Consider the following 15,448-nt stretch of genomic DNA (forward strand, 5'->3'; position numbering starts at 1 on the left):
CGACGACGCCCGGCATGACGACCTTGCCCGTCGCATCGAGCGTCCGGTCGGCGTCCGGGAGGTGCCGTGGATCACCGAGTCCCACGATGGTTCCGTCGTCGATCGCGATCGCACCCTCGAACGACCGCGTGCCGGAGACGATCGTGCCGCCCTCGATAACAGTGTCTACGACCATCGGATGCACTTCTACCGACGCGGAACATAAAAGTGCACCTGGGGGTCGCGCTCACTGGCGGACCACGTCGACGTGGTCCGCCGCCCCGACGTCGACCAGCCCGTTGTTCGTCAGGCGATACGTCGGGATGACCTCGAGGGCGAGGAACGACAGCTCCATCAGTCCGTTGTCGACCAGACCGAGGTCCGTCACGAACGCCTCGACGGTCTCGTACTGCTCGGCCACCACCTCGATGGGCTCGTCGGACATCAGTCCCGCCACCGGGAGCGGGAGCGACGCCATTTCGGCGGTCTCCGGGTCGAAAGCGGCGAGCCCGCCGCCGATGTCACGGAGGTGGTTGGCCACGCGGGCCATGGAGTCGCGGTCCGCACCGGCGACCACGCAGTTGTGTGCGTCGTGGGCGACGGTGGAACCGACGGCTCCGCGGTGCAGGCCGAGACCGTGGACGAATCCCCGTCCGATCCCCCCGTCCCGGCCGTGTCGCTCGATGACGGCCAGCGAGAGGACGTCCTCGTCGACCGGCGGGACCAGCGCGTCCGCTTCGACCGGGACGGTCGCTCGCATGGAGTCGGTCTGCAGCCCACCGACGGCGTCGATGACCCGGACGGGGACCGTCTCGCCGACGTCGTCCGTCGCCGTTATCGCGAGGTCCCTGCCCGACACCGGGTCGAACTGGACGGTGTCCGCCGCCAGGTTCGTCGTCCCGGTGCGGTCCGCCGCCGTGGGGTCCAGTTCGCCGTCGACCATCACGTGGGCGACGTCCCACGCGGTCAGGTCGTCGAGCAACACCAGGTCGGCCGGTGCCCCGGGTTTGAGCCGCCCGAAGGGGAGGTCGTAGCTCTCGGCCGTGTTGAGGGTCGCCATCTGGACGACGTCGACGGGGTCGGCACCCTCGGCGATGGCCGTGCGGACCGCGAAGTCGACGCCGCCGCGGTCGACGAGGTCCGTCACCTCCGTGTCGTCGGTACAGAGGGAGAGCAGACGGGTGTCGACGCCGTCGACGAGCGGCAGGAGGTCGGCGAGGTTCCTGCTCGACGACCCCTCGCGCAGGTAGACCCGGAGGCCGAGTCCCGCCCGCCGTCGCGCTTCGGCGAGCGTGATGCTCTCGTGGTCGGTGTCGAGATACCGAGCCGCTTCGTGGAGGGCCGCCCCGTCGACGCCCGCCAGGTGTCCGTCGACGGTGAGGCCGCGCTCACGGGCGGCCGCTATCTTCGCGTGGACCTCGCTGTCGCCGGCGACCAGCCCCGGGATGTCCATCACCTCGCCGAGTGCGACGACAGGGTCGAGGTCGAGCAGCGTCGCCACGGCCGCCGCGTCCAGCGTCGCCCCGGTGTCCTGGAGCCCGGAGGCCGGGACGCTGGACGGAACGGTGAACCGGGCCTTCAGCGGCGTGTTCGCCGCGTCCTCGACGACGGCGCGAACGCCGGCCTCCCCCAGGACGTTCGCGATCTCGTGTGGGTCGCAGACGACGCTGGTCACGCCACCGGGCAGGACCGCGTTGCCGTACTCCGGGAGCGTCACCATGCTCGACTCGACGTGCATGTGGGCGTCGACGAGGCCGGGCGCGACGTACTCCGCGTCGAGGACGCGGTCGGCCGGACGGTCTGCCAGCGCGACGATCTCGCCGTCGTCGATAGCGACCGTCCCGTCCTCGAGCGTCCCGGTGTGGACGTTCACCAGCGTTCCGCGGACGAGCGTGTCGACCGACTCAGTCATCGCCGTCGACGGTGCCGGCAGCGATGTCGCGTTCACGGCTCACCCGCGGTCGAATGGACGCAGTATCGGCTGACCCGACGCGTACGGTAGTACACCACATGCGAGCGAGTAGTTACCGGAGATAAATAGTCGTTTGGCCCGGGAGCCGCCGACCCGACGCACCGGGTCGAACGGGACCCTCGCGAGGGACCGAGACGTCCTCCTCACGGGTGCCGGCAGCCGCACGGACAGCGTGGACGGCGCCCCGCGGTGGGAGTGTGAGGACAGTGTGGGTTCGGTCGGCGACCCCAGGAAGGACGCGAAGGCGGGTCGGTCGTGCCGGTCGTGTCAACCCATCACGCCACCGGCGGTGACGTAGAAGTAGAGGGCGAACGACACTGCCAGGACCCACTGGAGGGCGTGGACGTCGTCGTGTTCGCCCTGGGCCGCTTTGACGAGGGGGTAACTGATGATGCCCGCGGCGATGCCGTTGGCTATCGAGGCCGTCAGGGGCATCATCACGATGGTGAGCCCCCCGGGGATGAGCCAGTCGGAGCGCTGCCACTCGATGTCCGTGACGCCCTGGAGCATGATGAGACCGACGAGGATGAGCCCGAGATAGGAGGCGTACGTCGGTATCGCCGCCACGACCGGGACAGCGACGAGCGACGCCAGGAAGAGCACGGCGACGACGAGCGCGGTCAACCCGGTGCGGCCACCCTCTTCGACCCCGGTCGAACTCTCGACGTAGGTGGTCACGGTGGTCGTCCCGACGACCGCCCCGAAGGTGGTCGCCACGGCGTCGGCCATCAGCGGTTTCTCCATCTCCGGGAGGTTGCCGTCCTCGTCGAGGAAGTCCCCGAACTGCGAGACGCCGATGAGCGTTCCGGCGGTGTCGAAGAAATCGACGAAGAAGAACGTTATCATCACGATGAGAAACGGTATCGGGTCGATGTTCTCGAAGCCGCCGACGAACGCCCCGAACAGCGGCGTGATGTCGTACTGAACCGGCGGGAGGCGTTCGGGCGTGAGGACGCCGCCGTTCACGACGCCGGCGAGCGTCAGTCCCCACCCGGCGGCCGCAGTCGCGACGATGCCAGCGATGATCGAGCCAGTGACGCCCTTGGCGTAGAGGACGATGGTGAAGGCGAGACCGGCGAGCGCCAGCAGAGCCACCGGGTCCGACGCGACGTTCCCGAGCGAAACCAGCGTCGCCTCGTCCGCGACCGCGACGTTGATCTCGATGAGGCCGAGCAAGAGGAGGAACAGGCCGATGCCGGCCCCGACGGCGAACTTCACGGGTTCCGGGAAGAACTCGATGATGTACCGTCTCGCGCCGACGCTGGACATCGCCATGAAGAGGATGCCCTCGACGAACACCGCCGCGAGCGCCGTCTCCCACGGGATGCCCAGCGAGATCACCACGGTGAACGCGAAGTACGCGTTCAGCCCCATCCCGGGAGCGAGACCGAACGGCCGGTTCGCGTACAGCGCCATCACGATCGAACCGATAGCGGCGGCCAGGATCGTCGCGATGGCGAGCATCTGGAACGTCTGGCCGTCCGAATACCCCGGGATGGAGATCGCCTCCGACAGGATCGCCGGGTTCACCACGATGATGTACGACATGGTGAGGAACGTCGTGATGCCCGCAACGACCTCGGTCTCGACGTCCGTCCCGTGACGCTCGAAGCCGAAGAACGTCGCTACGCGTGACTGCCCCTTGTTATCGCTTGCCATAGACGTTCACTACCCTACTAGACACAAATAAGTTTCCACTGGACCCTCGGTTCTCGCCGGAGCGTTCGGCGTGATGCACCGACGCGGGGTTCGATGGGCAGCGAACGTCCCGGGGTGGCATCGAGGGGGCGTCGGGCGAGCGCTGGTCCATCGCGCCCTTTCCAGCACACCTGGGATGTCGGTCTCGCCCGCGGCCTCGAAGGCCCCGGCGGCGTGGGCGACCGACAGGTGGTCGATGCACGGCGTCGTTCCGCTCTCGAACGCTTCCAGACCCCTCCGAGAGAATCTGCCGCCGCCCCGACCGTCGATGGAAGTCGGCCGGGACTCAGTCGTCGACCGGTTCCGAGAGCGGTGCTGCGGCGTCGGTCCGGTCGAACAGGGGACTCGACTCGCCGGGGACGAACGTGTTCAACGTGAGCGCCACGAGGCCGGTGACGATGACCGGTTCGCCGAAGAACGTCTGCGCGCCGCTCGGCAACCCGGAGAGCGCGTCGGGCACCGTCGTGACCCCGAGGCCGAGGCTGAGCCCCGTGGCGATGATGACCATGTTCCGCCGGTTCATCTCGATGTTCAGGAACAGCAGCCGCATCCCGCTGGCGGCCACCATCCCGACCATGATGAGCACGGCGCCGCCGAAGACGGCGGAGGGGATCGTCGTCACGACCGCGCCGATTTTCGGAACTAACCCGAGGACGATCAGGATTCCGCCCCCGATGCCGACGATGTGACGGCTCATCACGCCCGTGAAGTTGATGATACCGACGTTCTGCGAGAACGACGTCTGCGGGAACGACCCGAAGACCGCCCCGAGGGCGCTGATGAATCCGTCGGCGAAGATCCCGCCGCGGAACTCGTTCTCGGTCGGGTTGCGGCCCTCGGCGGCGGTGATCCCCGACATGTCACCGATCGTCTCCATCCCCGAGACCAGGAACAGGAACGCGAACGTCACGAGCGGAATCAACTCGAGGCTGAACCCGAACCGACCGGGGGTGGGAACCGCGATCCACGCCGCGTCGTAGACGGCGCTGAAGTCGACGACGCCCATCGCGATCGCGGCGATGTAGCCGACGCCGATACCGATGATGATACTCAACATCCGCCAGACCCCACGCAGGAGCAGGTTGAAGAGGACGGTTATCAGCAGGACCAGTCCCGCGAGCCCGAGGTTCTGTACGGAGCCGAAGTTCTCGGCGCCGACGCCGCCCGCGGCGTACTCGATGCCGACCGGGATGAGGTACAGCCCGATGATGATGACGATGAGCCCCGTGACGAGCGGCGGAAAGAACGCCCCGAGCCGTTTGAACTGCCAGCCCAGCAGGAACGGGACGACGGTCGCTGCGACGACGATGGACCCGAACACCACGTCGAGGCCCGAACTCGCGCCGATCGACGACATCGCGCCGACGAACGCGAAACTCGTCCCCATCACGATCGGGAGCTTCGCGCCGACCGGCCCGACGGTGTAGGCCTGGACGACGGTCGCCACGCCCGCGAAGAGGATCACCATCTGCACGAGGAACGTCGTGTCCGCGGTCCCCAACCCCGTGGCCCCCGCGACGATGAACGCGACAGCGGTCGAGGGCACAATCATAACCGATACGTGTTGCACCGCGAGCAGGAGCGACTTCGGTAGCGGCGGTTTCTCCTCCAAGCCGTACGCGAGGTCGATACCGTCACCCATGTTATCAGGCATGATCCGCGAGACAAATGTAGCTACCAATATTTAAATTTTTGCTGGCAGGTACTGTGTGGACCTCTAGCGATAGGACAGTATGTTGTGGACGATTATCCTGTTGAAACCGCAGACTGCTTGGCGGCTGCCGACTGCCGCGTTCGAAGCGGGCGACGCCGTGAGGAATACGTATAAGCGTACGGCTGTGCAACCAGGCGACGTGCCCGACGCTAGCAAACACCCGTGGACTATCACTGCAAGCGATCTTCGAGGGGAGATGCGACGCGACCTGGAGTGCGACGCCGACAGTGTCGTCGTGACGGTCGCGGACGTCGAAGGGACCGCGTACCGCCGTCCCGGTGCGAAGATGCTCGTCCGCGGCGATGGAACGTCGGTCGGCGCGGTCACCGCGGGGTGTCTCGAGGACTCGGTCACGGCGTTGTCGATGGAGGTCCTCGACGCCGGGGGGCCACGACTGGTAACGTTCGACCTGATGGAGGAGGACGAGGACGCCTGGGGACTCGGCCTCGGCTGTAACGGCGTCATCGACGTGTTGCTCGAACCGCTCGACGCCAGTTGGAGAGGGCCGCTCGACGAACTCGACGCCGGTGGGTCGGCGACCGTGCTGACCGTCGTCGACTCGACGGCACCCAACGTCCCCGTCGGTGCACGGGTCTACACGGACGGCAGCAGCCGACCTCGAGAGGTGGCGGAGCGCGATTCCATCCCGGGGAGTGTCGTCGAGTCAGTAGCGTCGGTCGTCTCGGCGAGACACGGCCGGGGCGGGGCGACGACGGTCGAGGTCGGGACGGAACGCGGGACGGTCACGGTCCTCGTCGACGGACTGGTACCCGTCTCGACACTGTTGCTGTCCGGCAGTCAGCCGGACGTCCACCCGGTCGCCCGTGTCGCGTCGGCCGCCGGTTTCGAGGTGGCGGTTCACTCCCCCCGGGGAGCGCGAGGCCCCGAGGACTTCCCGCACGCGGACCGCGTCGAGACGGGTCACCCCTCGACCGTCGGTGCGAGTGTCGAGGTCCCGGAGCATACGTACGCGGTCGTCATGACGCACAACCTCGTCGACGACCGAATCGCCGTCGAGGCACTCCTGACCGAGACGGCCGTCCCGTACGTGGGGGTGATGGGGCCGCGGGACCGGTTCGAACGGCTCCGGGACCGCAGCGACGTCGTCGCAGGTGCCGACCCAGACCGCATCGCGACGCCGGTCGGCCTCGACCTCGGCGGCGGTGAACCAATGGAGATCGCGCTCAGTATCGTGAGCGAGGTGCTGGCGGTCAGCAACGGCCGCGAGGGCGGCCGACTGAGAGACGACGAGGGGCCGATCCACACGCGAGTCGGGAGCGAACGGTCGTGACGACGGGGAGGGACGCCCGGTGAGTGATATCGTGTTCTACGTACTGGCAGACGGCTCGTTCCGGTCTCTTGTGTGCACGAGCCCGTCAGAGCCTCGTTCGAGCAGCGACCGCCGGGGCGGTCACGCTAGCGGACATCTCGGTTATCGTGACTGCCGGTGTCGGTGGGAACCCCCAATTCCTCGACGGGGAGTCGGCGCTACCGGGTCTCGTCGAGCGCGGTCTTGACCTTCTCCGGGGTGATCGGCATGTCGCCGATGCGGACGTCGACGGCGCGGCGGATGGCGTTGCTCAGCGCCGGCGGAACCCCGTTGACGGGGATTTCGGCGACCGACTTCGCGCCGAAGGGCCCGGTCGGTTCGTGTGTCTCGACGATGATGGAGTCCATCGGCGGCTGGTCGGCCGTTGTGGGCATGTCGTAGTCGCGAAAGCCCATCACCTCCGGCCGGCCGTCCGCGTCGAACGTGATACCGTCACCGGTCGCCAGCTCGTAACTCATGTGCATCGCGCCCTCGATCTGCCCCTCCACGAGGTCGGGGTTGAGCGCGGTGCCACAGTCGACGGCGTACACCATGTCGTTGACCTCGAACTCGCCGGTCTCCTCGTTCACGGTCACGTCGACGAACTGTGCGCCGAAGGGTGGCGGCGACTCCTCCGTGCAGTGGCTCGCCTCGCCCATCACGTGGGCCCGAACCTCGTCACCGTAGACGGACTCGTAGCCGATCTCTTCGAGCGAGACCGACGCGCCCGAGGCCTCGGAGACGACTGACTCCGCGCCGATGGTGAACGCCGATTCGGGCTCGTCGAGCAGCCGCGAGGCGAACTCGAACAGCATCCCGCGGGCGTCCTCGGCGGCCTTCTTGACCGCCTGCCCCGTGATGTACGTCGTCGAGGACGCGTACGCACCGTGGTCGAACGGGGAGATGTCGGTATCCGAGGGCTGGACCAGCACGTCCGCCGGGGGCACGCCGAGCACTTCGGCCGCGATCTGGGCCATCACCGTGTCGGCGCCGGGCCCGATGTCGACGGCGCCGGTCTGGAGGATGAAGGACCCGTCCTCGTTCATCTTGATGTGAGCCGCGCCGAGTTCGTCGCCGGGGACGCCACTCCCCTGAACGGTGAGCGCCACGCCACAGGCCCGGTGGAGGTGCGCCTCGTCGGGCTGTTCGAGGTCGTCCCAGCCGATCGCCGCCCGACCCTCGGCGATGCACTCGTCGAGACCGCACGACCGGATGCGCCGGCCGTACTCCCCGTCCTTCAGGACCCCGGAGGCGACCTCGAAGTCGCCCTCCGAGACGACGTTCCGCGCGCGGAGTTCGAGCGGGTCGATTCCGAGGTCGCGGGCGACCTCGTCCATGTGGCCCTCGACGGCGAGGTGGCCCTGCGGGGCGCCGTAACCACGGATGGCACCCGCGATCGGCAGGTTGGTGTGAACGGCCGTCATTCCGAAGCGGATGTTCGGCGTGTGCGTGTAGAGCGGTAGCGGTTTCTTGCCGATGGAGATAGCGACGGTCATCCCGTGGGGACCGTACGCGCCCGAGTTCGTGACGGCCTCCATGTCCAGCGCTCTGAGGTCACCGTCGTCGGTCACGACGCTCCGGAGTGTGATGCGTGCGGGCCGGCGATTGCGGACGGCGTGGAACTGCTCGCGGCGCGTCGTCTCGACCATCACCGGTCGGTCGGCGGCCTCGGAGAGGGCCACCGCGATCGGTTCGATGATCATCCCCTGTTTGGACCCGAACCCGGCGCCGATTCGCGGTTTCGACACCCGGACGTCACGTATCGGCACCTCGAAGAGGTGGGCGAGCTGTCGACGCGTGTGGTAGGGGACCTGCGTGCTGGAGATGAGGTGATAGCGGTTGTCCTCGTCGCGGTGGGCGATGGTCGTGTGGGGTTCGGGAACGCAGTGGGACTGGTAGGGGGTCTCCCACTCGGTTTCGGTCACCGTCAGGTCCGCGCGCTCCGCCGCCTCCGCGAAGGCCGCGTCCACGTCCCCGATCTCCCCGGTCGCCTGTGCCTCGATGTTTCGCTCGTAGTCCGCGCCGGGTTGGACGTTCTCCACGTCGGCTTCGTCGTGAATCTGCGGGGCGTCGGGTGCCATCGCCTCGGTCGTATCGAAGACGGCGTCGTACTCCTCGTAGGTGACGTCGAGCTGGCGCGCAGCCTTGCTCGCGGTGTCCTTGTCCTCGGCGGCGATGGCAGCGATGGGGTCGCCGACGAAGCGCGCCTTCCGGCGGAGGACCCGGAGGTCCCACGGTGAGGGCTCGGGATACGACTGGCCGGCGGAGGTGTAGGGCTTGTCCGGTACTTCGGGGGAATCCGGCGTGAGCACGGCGTAGACGCCCTCCATCGCCTCGGCCCTGCTCGTGTCGATGTCCTCGACGACGCCGTGTGCGATATCCGAGCGGACGATCACCGCCTCGGCGAGGTCCGGGAACTCCCGGGCGTAGTCGGCCGTGTACTTCGCCTCTCCGGTGACGATTTTCCTGGCGTCGTCTTTCTCCTCACGGTGCGAAACCGTCCGCCGCTCGCCCGGTGCCTTCCGGTTGTTCGGGGCCTCGTCCCACTCGACCGGGTTCGCCTCTTCGGCCTCCGACGTGTCGGCGGTCTCCCCCGCTGGAGTCGGGTCGTCGCTCTTGCTCATTCGTCGACCCCTCCCTCGTGGCAGTCACGACGCGGTGACGCGTCGCCGGTGAGCGGGTACCCGCCGTCGGCCGCCACGTCCCCGTCGCCGGCCAACCGGGTCGAGGCGTCCTGCACGGCGTCGATGATCTTCTCGTAGCCCGTGCACCGACAGAGGTTCCCCGAGAGTGCGTCGCGAATCTCGGCCTCGTCCGGGTCCGGGGTCGCTTCCAGCAGCGCCTTCGAGCGCATGATCATGCCCGGGATACAGAAGCCACACTGGAGCGCGGCGTTGTCGACGAACGCCGCCTGCACCGGGCCGAGGTCGTCTTGCGTCCCCAGGTTCTCGATGGTCTCGACGTCGCCCCCGTCGACCTGCCGGATCGGTCGGATACAGGACTTGAACGGTTCGCCGTCGACGAGTACGGTGCAGAACCCGCAGTCGCCGGTGTCACAGCCGCGTTTCGCACCGGTGTACCCGTTGTCCCGGAGGACGTCGAGCAGCGTGTCTGAGCGGGCAGCTTCGAGCGTTACGTCGGTCTCGTTCAGCGTGAGGTCGATTTCCATGGCTAGTGTGGTCGGTTGATGCTCGCGAGGGCGGTGTTCACCTGCCGGACGGGGTCGCGTGTGACCGGGGCCTCACGACTCGGGGACCGAAGGAGACGGGCAGACCGTACGACGTTCCTGACCCCGGGCATGCTAGGTTCCTACACAGTACACGGTGGTCGTCGGTCATGTAAAACTTCCCCCGGTCGCCTCACTCTCGAGAGAGTCTCCCGAACGAGTCGTCGAACCCCGGTCTCCGACCACGTCGTACGCGTGTTCGTCCCTCCGGTCGCGCTCGACGGCGAGTCTGCTGGCGGTTCGCCGCTGTCTCGCTGGCTTCAGGAGCTTCGTCGTGATGTGAGACCCGACTGCTCCGTCCGACCCCCGAAACGGCGGACGAGACACTGAGCTATCCAGACAACTGCACCGAGGGGGTTCGTCCGTAACCGGCACGGTTTCAGGATTCACTCGATGAAAGTGTTCGTATTTTTCAAACGCGACTACCCACGATTCGACCCGGTTCGCAGGGCTGTTCGGGAGTGAGATAACAACTCTACAAGTGTTACCTGAAACGGGCCGTCTACGAGACCTACTGTGTTCACGGGGCTCGACGGCGTCGAGGTCGTGTAGTCCACACTCGGTGGTTCGTTCCGACTCGTCGACAGGTCTATCTGGCCACCGGGGTACGGTCCCGAGCGCCACGATTCTGGCCGGGAGCGACACGACACTCAGCATCCGTCTCTCGACAGGGAGGGAGCCACTCCGACTGTTTTCATTTTACAAACGGGGGTATGCTGCCTGCCGAGCAGGCGAGGAGAGGGAGCGTCAGGGCGGGCGGACGGCCCGACGAGTCACTCGATACCCGCCCGCTCGACGACGGCCTCGGCCGCGGAGGAGGCGTCGGTGAGGAGGCCGTCACGCGAATCGTCGAGCGTCAGGACCTCCCGGTCGTGCATCACGAGGTCGCCGGCGCAGAGGACGGTCTCGACCTCGAAGCCCTGGGCGCCGTAGACCAGTCCGAACACGGGGTCGGGACACGGGGTGAGGTGGGGGTAGTCGAGGTCGACGACGGCCAGGTCGGCCTGCTTTCCGGGTTCGATAGAGCCGAGGTCGTCGCCCCGCCGGATAGCGTGTGCCCCGTCTATCGTAATCATGTCGAACGCTCGCTGTGCGGGGACGACCCCCGGGTCGCGGTGGTAGCCCTTGTGCCCGGCAGCGGCGGCACGGGCGTCCGAGAGCGGGTTGACCGTGTCGTTCAGGTTGGCGTTGTCCGTCCCGAGGGCGACGGTGACGCCGCCGTCCAGCATGGCGACGACCGGCGCGTAGCCGGTCGCGAGGCGCATGTTGGCCATGTAGTTGTGGGCGACCCGGGTGTCCGTCTTCGCCAGCAGGCGCACGTCGGCCGCGTCGACCTGGACGCAGTGACCGAGCAACGCCCGGTCGCCGAGGTAGCCGATGTTCCGCAGGTACCCGATACTGGAGAGGGCGACGCCCTGGTCCTCGACTTCGGCCTCGGCGACGTGGGTCGTCGTCATCACGTCGTACTCCTCGGCGAGTCGATAGGCCCCCTGGAGACCGCGCGTGGTGGACGTCGCGAGCACGATGGGCGCGGGCCAGACCGACTGGCGACCGTCCGCGCTCCCGTGATAGGTCTCGATGAGCGCCTCCACCTCCGCCAGCGCCGTCTCGGTGTCGACCGTGAAGTGGTCCGGTGTGGGGTGCTCGACCCCGGGGTCCCGAGCCTCGATATCGGCCAGCAGCGTGCGAAACGCCTCGTCGGACGGATCGTCGGCGAACCCCGCGCCGTAGACGCTGCGGATGCCGGCCCGCTCGTACGCGTCGAGTTTGGCCTCGATGGTGTCCCACCCGTCCCAGACGACCTCCGTGTCGTTCTCGACGAACGTCGTTACCCCCGACTGTATCGCCTCCACGCAGTACAGTTCGGCGGCGATGCCGTGTTCCTCGGCGGTCATCGCCAGCGTACCGGGGCGCTTGACGTTGTACAGCCAGTCGTAGAGGCCGCGGTCGGCGGCGAACGCTCCGCGAAGGAGGATGTCCGAGACGTGCGTGTGAGCGTTGATGAGGCCTGGAATCACCGCACCACCGTCCGCGTCGATGACCCGGTCGGCGTCGTAGTCGGCCTCGAGGTCCGCCGTCGGTCCGACCGCCTCGATACGGTCACCGGTGACGGCGACCGCACCGTCCTCGACGACTGCCCGTTGGGGGTTCTGCGTGACGACGCGGCCGTGGATGAGCAGCAGGTCCGTCATCGTCCGCTCGCGTCCGCGTTCCCTCGCTCGGTCGGCCGTCGTTCGTCGATACTCGGGGCCGGAGGCGCGCTCGTGACTGCATCGACTGCGTCTCGCTCGGAGGCGAGGGTACCCCTCGCGACGTGAGACGACGCTCGCACTGCAGTGTGCATGGGCCGACGTTTTCACGCTCCAGTATAAACGTTCGTACGCCCGGGGGACCGTCCACGCGACGTTCGCCGAGTCTCGACCGGTCACCACGCCTCCGTGGCGTCCCGGTGAGGGACGCCGTGGAACGAGGAGTTTCCGCGCTGCGGATGGGCCGGTCGACGCTCACCGTGCATCGCCGGAGCCGGGAAGCACCTGATTCGCCGCCTCAAAATTGGACAGAGGCCAAAGTGAAAGTTACTATGGGTACTCACACATACGACGGAGATAAGAGTGCTTCTCGATAGTTATTGGGGAAATATTCCTTTATATAGAGACTAATATCTCAAAAATCAGTTAAATAAGTCGATAGTAGTCGAAACAGATAACTGCTGGAAGGGAACCGAGTTGATAAACGTAGGTCTATTTCGTTGTATCGCCGGTATAGTGCGGTTTCGTCGTCGGTCCGTGCTCCCGACGTGACAGCATCACGCTCAGAGAACTACGAACGACGTCGACTCGGAGGCGGTAGACGGTCACGCCGTGGCGCCATCGCCGGTCGGCCGGCGGTAATCCTTTTGCGAACAGTCGGTGAGGATGGTGTATGAGCCACGACCACGGGGACATGTGCTGGCGAACGGCCGCGATCGAAACCGTCCAGCAGGTACGGGCGGCCGTTCTCTCGGAGACCGAGACGGAGGCCGTCGGTCTCGACGACGTCTCGGGCCGCGTCCTCGCCGAGTCCATCACCGCGTCGCGGACACTTCCCGAGTACGACCGTGCGACGATGGACGGCTACGCCTTCGACGCCACCGACGAGTACCCACTGACCGTCGTCGAGGGCGAGGTGTATCCCGAGGACGACCCGCCGTCGATCGACGAGGGCGAGGCGGTCGAGATCGCGACGGGGGCGAGTCTGCCACCCGAGGCGAACGCCGTCCTCAAGCGAGAGGAGTCGACGGTGGACGGCGACCAGTTGACGGGGACGACGCTCGAGGTCGGGACCTACACCTACGAGCGAGGGAGCAACGTCGAACGGGGCGAGGTGCTGTTCGAGCGCGGCGAGCGTCTCTCGCCGAAGGACGCCGTCTTCCTCGGCGACCTCGGATACGACTCGGTCGACGTCAGAGCCCGGCTGTCGGTCGGGGTTCTCGCGACCGGCACCGAGATTCACGAGGGGCGGCAGTCCGACCTCGACTCGAACATGCTGGTCGGTCTCGTGCGCTCGTGGGGACACGAGGCGACGTACGAGGGGACGGTTCCCGACGAGTACGACCGCGTCCGCGAGGCTATCGCCGACCTCGAAACAGAGTACGACGTCCTCCTGACGACCGGCGGGACGAGTGTCGGTCACAAGGACCACGTCGTCCGTGCGCTCTCGGAGCTGGGCGAGGTCCGGTTTCACCGCGTCCGCGTCCGCCCCGGGAAACCGCTCGCCCTCGCGGAGTTGCCGGAGGCCGTCGCGTTCGCCGTCCCCGGGAAACCGCTCGGTGCGCATACGATCGCGACGCTCGTCGTCCGGCCCTTCTTCACCGGCGAGTCGACGCTCCCGAGTCTCGAGGCGACCTGTGCGCGAGACGTCGAACTCGGACCCGAGGGGTTCGAATACGCCGTCCCCGTCACCCTCGACGACGGCGAGGCATTGCCGCTCGGACACGCTGACTCCGCGCTCCGGGTGTACGACGAGACGTTCGACCCCAGCGTCCTCTCGTCGAGTACGCGCGCCACGCGGGCAGACGGGTTCGTGCTGACTCGGTCGGCGCTCGACGGTGGCGAGGCCGTCGACGTCGTCCCCTACCCCGTCGTCGAGTGAGACGAACGACTCCCCGTTCACCTCGTGAGTTCGGCCGGCTTCCCCATCGATTGCCGGTCCAGCACATGGACACGACGCACTCGGCGCGAGACCCACGCACCACGTGTCACCGCTGAGGAGCCGTCGCGAGGTCGAGCACCGCTCTGTCCCGAAGGAGGAGGAGTCGAGTCAGCGGGCGTCCAGCGCCGCTCCCGGTGACTCGACGTACTCGGCCAGACGGTCCAGGAACGCCCCGGAGTCGGCACCGTCCAGTACGCGGTGGTCGATCGTCAGGCTGAACGTGATTACGCTCTCGAAGTCCACCTCGCCGTCGCGTTCGACGGGCGCGTACTTCCGGCGCCCGATAGCGAGGATGGCGACCTCCGGCGGGTTGATGATCGAGTACGAGACGTCCATGTCGAAGACGCCGACGTTCGTGACGGTGAACGTCCCGCCCCGGAGGTCGGCGGGGTCGAAGTCGTCGTCGAGCACGCGCTGGACCACCGACCGCCTCGCCTCCGACAACTCCGGGAGCGAGCGTCGCGGGACCTCGCGGATGACGGGGACGACGAGACCACGGGGCCCGTCGACGGCGTACCCGACGTTGACCTCGTCGATGAGCTCGTGCGTGTCGTCCTCGAAGTGAGCGTTGAACGCCGGGAGGTCCTCCAAGACTCGCCCGACGAAGTGCAACAACAGGTCGTTCAGCGAGAGGGCGACGTCGTACTCCTCGTCGAGCCGAGCACGGACGCGTTCGAGTCGTTCGATGCTCACCTCCCGGGTCCCCATCACGTGGGGTTTCTCCCGCGCACTCCGGCTCAGTCGGTCGGCGATCGTCTTTCGGATGCCGGAGAGTTCGCGTGACTCGGTGACGGTCAGGTCGCCAGTGGTCGCGGGCGCCTGACCCCTCGTCTCGGCCTCTCGCGTCTCGAGGTACGCCTCGATATCGTCCTCCGTGATCGCTCCCTGTGGGCCGGTCCCTTCGATAGTAGTCAGATCGACGTCGACCTCCTGCAGACGACGTTGCGCGCGCGGCGTCGTCTTGACGTCGGCGCGTTCCGTGTCCGGCGGTTCGTCGTCGCTCACGGGCGTGACCGCCGATTTCACCGCGTCCGAGGCCGTCGACTCCGCGCTCGCGCCCTCCCTCTCGAGGTCCTCCAGCGAGGGGACGGCTTCGCCGTCGGCGCCGACGACGGCCAGCGGCCGCCCGACTTCGATGGCGACCTCGTCACCCTCCTCGACGTACGTCGTCAACAGGACGCCCTCGGACGGCGATTCGATCTCGGCGCTGGCCTTCTCCGATTCGAGGACCGCGACGACCTGCCCCGCCGAGACGGGGGCACCGACGTCGACTTCCCACGAGACGAGTTCGCCGGCGTCACTCAACCCGAGTTTGGGTATCCTGACAACGTCTACCATTGTCACCTACGCGTAGCCCGG

At 67.3% G+C, this 15,448-nt stretch carries 9 protein-coding genes and 1 pseudogene; 2 read left to right on the forward strand and 8 right to left on the reverse strand.

Translation table 11 applies throughout. The features are described from left to right. Nucleotides 1–226: 226 nt before the first annotated feature. The 4 genes and pseudogenes from P1Y20_RS14910 to P1Y20_RS14920 all read right to left on the reverse strand — a co-directional run bounded on the left by P1Y20_RS14910 (nt 227) and on the right by P1Y20_RS14920 (nt 5,303). Entirely contained in the window at nt 227–1,891 is a 1,665-nt protein-coding gene (locus tag P1Y20_RS14910; protein WP_304449499.1) for an adenine deaminase, read from the reverse strand. 327 nt (nt 1,892–2,218) lie between these two features. Beyond that, entirely contained in the window at nt 2,219–3,610 is a 1,392-nt protein-coding gene (locus P1Y20_RS14915) for an NCS2 family permease (protein WP_304449500.1), read from the reverse strand. A 130-nt stretch (nt 3,611–3,740) separates the two neighbouring features. Then, a pseudogene (locus P1Y20_RS18770) lies at nt 3,741–3,880 on the reverse strand (5'-deoxyadenosine deaminase); the annotation flags it as partial. 55 nt (nt 3,881–3,935) lie between these two features. Then, nucleotides 3,936–5,303: a uracil-xanthine permease family protein gene (locus P1Y20_RS14920; RefSeq protein WP_304449501.1), complete on the reverse strand. Its 1,368-nt coding sequence runs from the start codon at nt 5,301–5,303 to the stop codon at nt 3,936–3,938. Between the two features lie 256 nt (nt 5,304–5,559). Between P1Y20_RS14920 and P1Y20_RS14925 the strand changes: the two genes are divergently transcribed. Next, the gene (locus P1Y20_RS14925) at nt 5,560–6,654 is read left to right on the forward strand and encodes an XdhC family protein (RefSeq protein ID WP_304449502.1); all 1,095 of its coding nucleotides are present in this window, start codon (nt 5,560–5,562) and stop codon (nt 6,652–6,654) included. Between the two features lie 197 nt (nt 6,655–6,851). Here the strand turns inward: P1Y20_RS14925 and P1Y20_RS14930 are convergent, their stop codons facing one another. The 3 genes from P1Y20_RS14930 to P1Y20_RS14940 form a co-directional block, all read right to left on the reverse strand. After that, complete coding sequence (locus tag P1Y20_RS14930) at nt 6,852–9,296, reverse strand: xanthine dehydrogenase family protein molybdopterin-binding subunit (protein WP_304449503.1); 2,445 nt, start codon at nt 9,294–9,296, stop codon at nt 6,852–6,854. Continuing rightward, nucleotides 9,293–9,841 (reverse strand): (2Fe-2S)-binding protein, encoded by a 549-nt coding sequence (locus P1Y20_RS14935; protein ID WP_304449504.1) that lies wholly within the window; start codon nt 9,839–9,841, stop codon nt 9,293–9,295. The genes P1Y20_RS14930 and P1Y20_RS14935 overlap by 4 nt, the downstream gene beginning before the upstream one ends. Before the next feature lie 830 nt (nt 9,842–10,671). After that, nucleotides 10,672–12,090, reverse strand: coding sequence for an amidohydrolase family protein (locus P1Y20_RS14940; RefSeq protein ID WP_304449505.1), 1,419 nt, complete (start codon nt 12,088–12,090; stop codon nt 10,672–10,674). A gap of 730 nt (nt 12,091–12,820) precedes the next feature. On the opposite strand from P1Y20_RS14940, the gene P1Y20_RS14945 reads away from it, so the two are divergent. Then, the gene (locus P1Y20_RS14945) at nt 12,821–14,029 is read left to right on the forward strand and encodes a molybdopterin molybdotransferase MoeA (protein ID WP_304449506.1); all 1,209 of its coding nucleotides are present in this window, start codon (nt 12,821–12,823) and stop codon (nt 14,027–14,029) included. Nucleotides 14,030–14,197: 168 nt separating this feature from the next. Here the strand turns inward: P1Y20_RS14945 and P1Y20_RS14950 are convergent, their stop codons facing one another. Then, nucleotides 14,198–15,427, reverse strand: coding sequence for a dihydrolipoamide acetyltransferase family protein (locus tag P1Y20_RS14950; RefSeq protein ID WP_304449507.1), 1,230 nt, complete (start codon nt 15,425–15,427; stop codon nt 14,198–14,200). Nucleotides 15,428–15,448 lie beyond the last annotated feature (21 nt).

The organism is Halomarina ordinaria (assembly GCF_030553305.1).
Lineage (GTDB): Archaea > Halobacteriota > Halobacteria > Halobacteriales > Haloarculaceae > Halomarina > Halomarina ordinaria.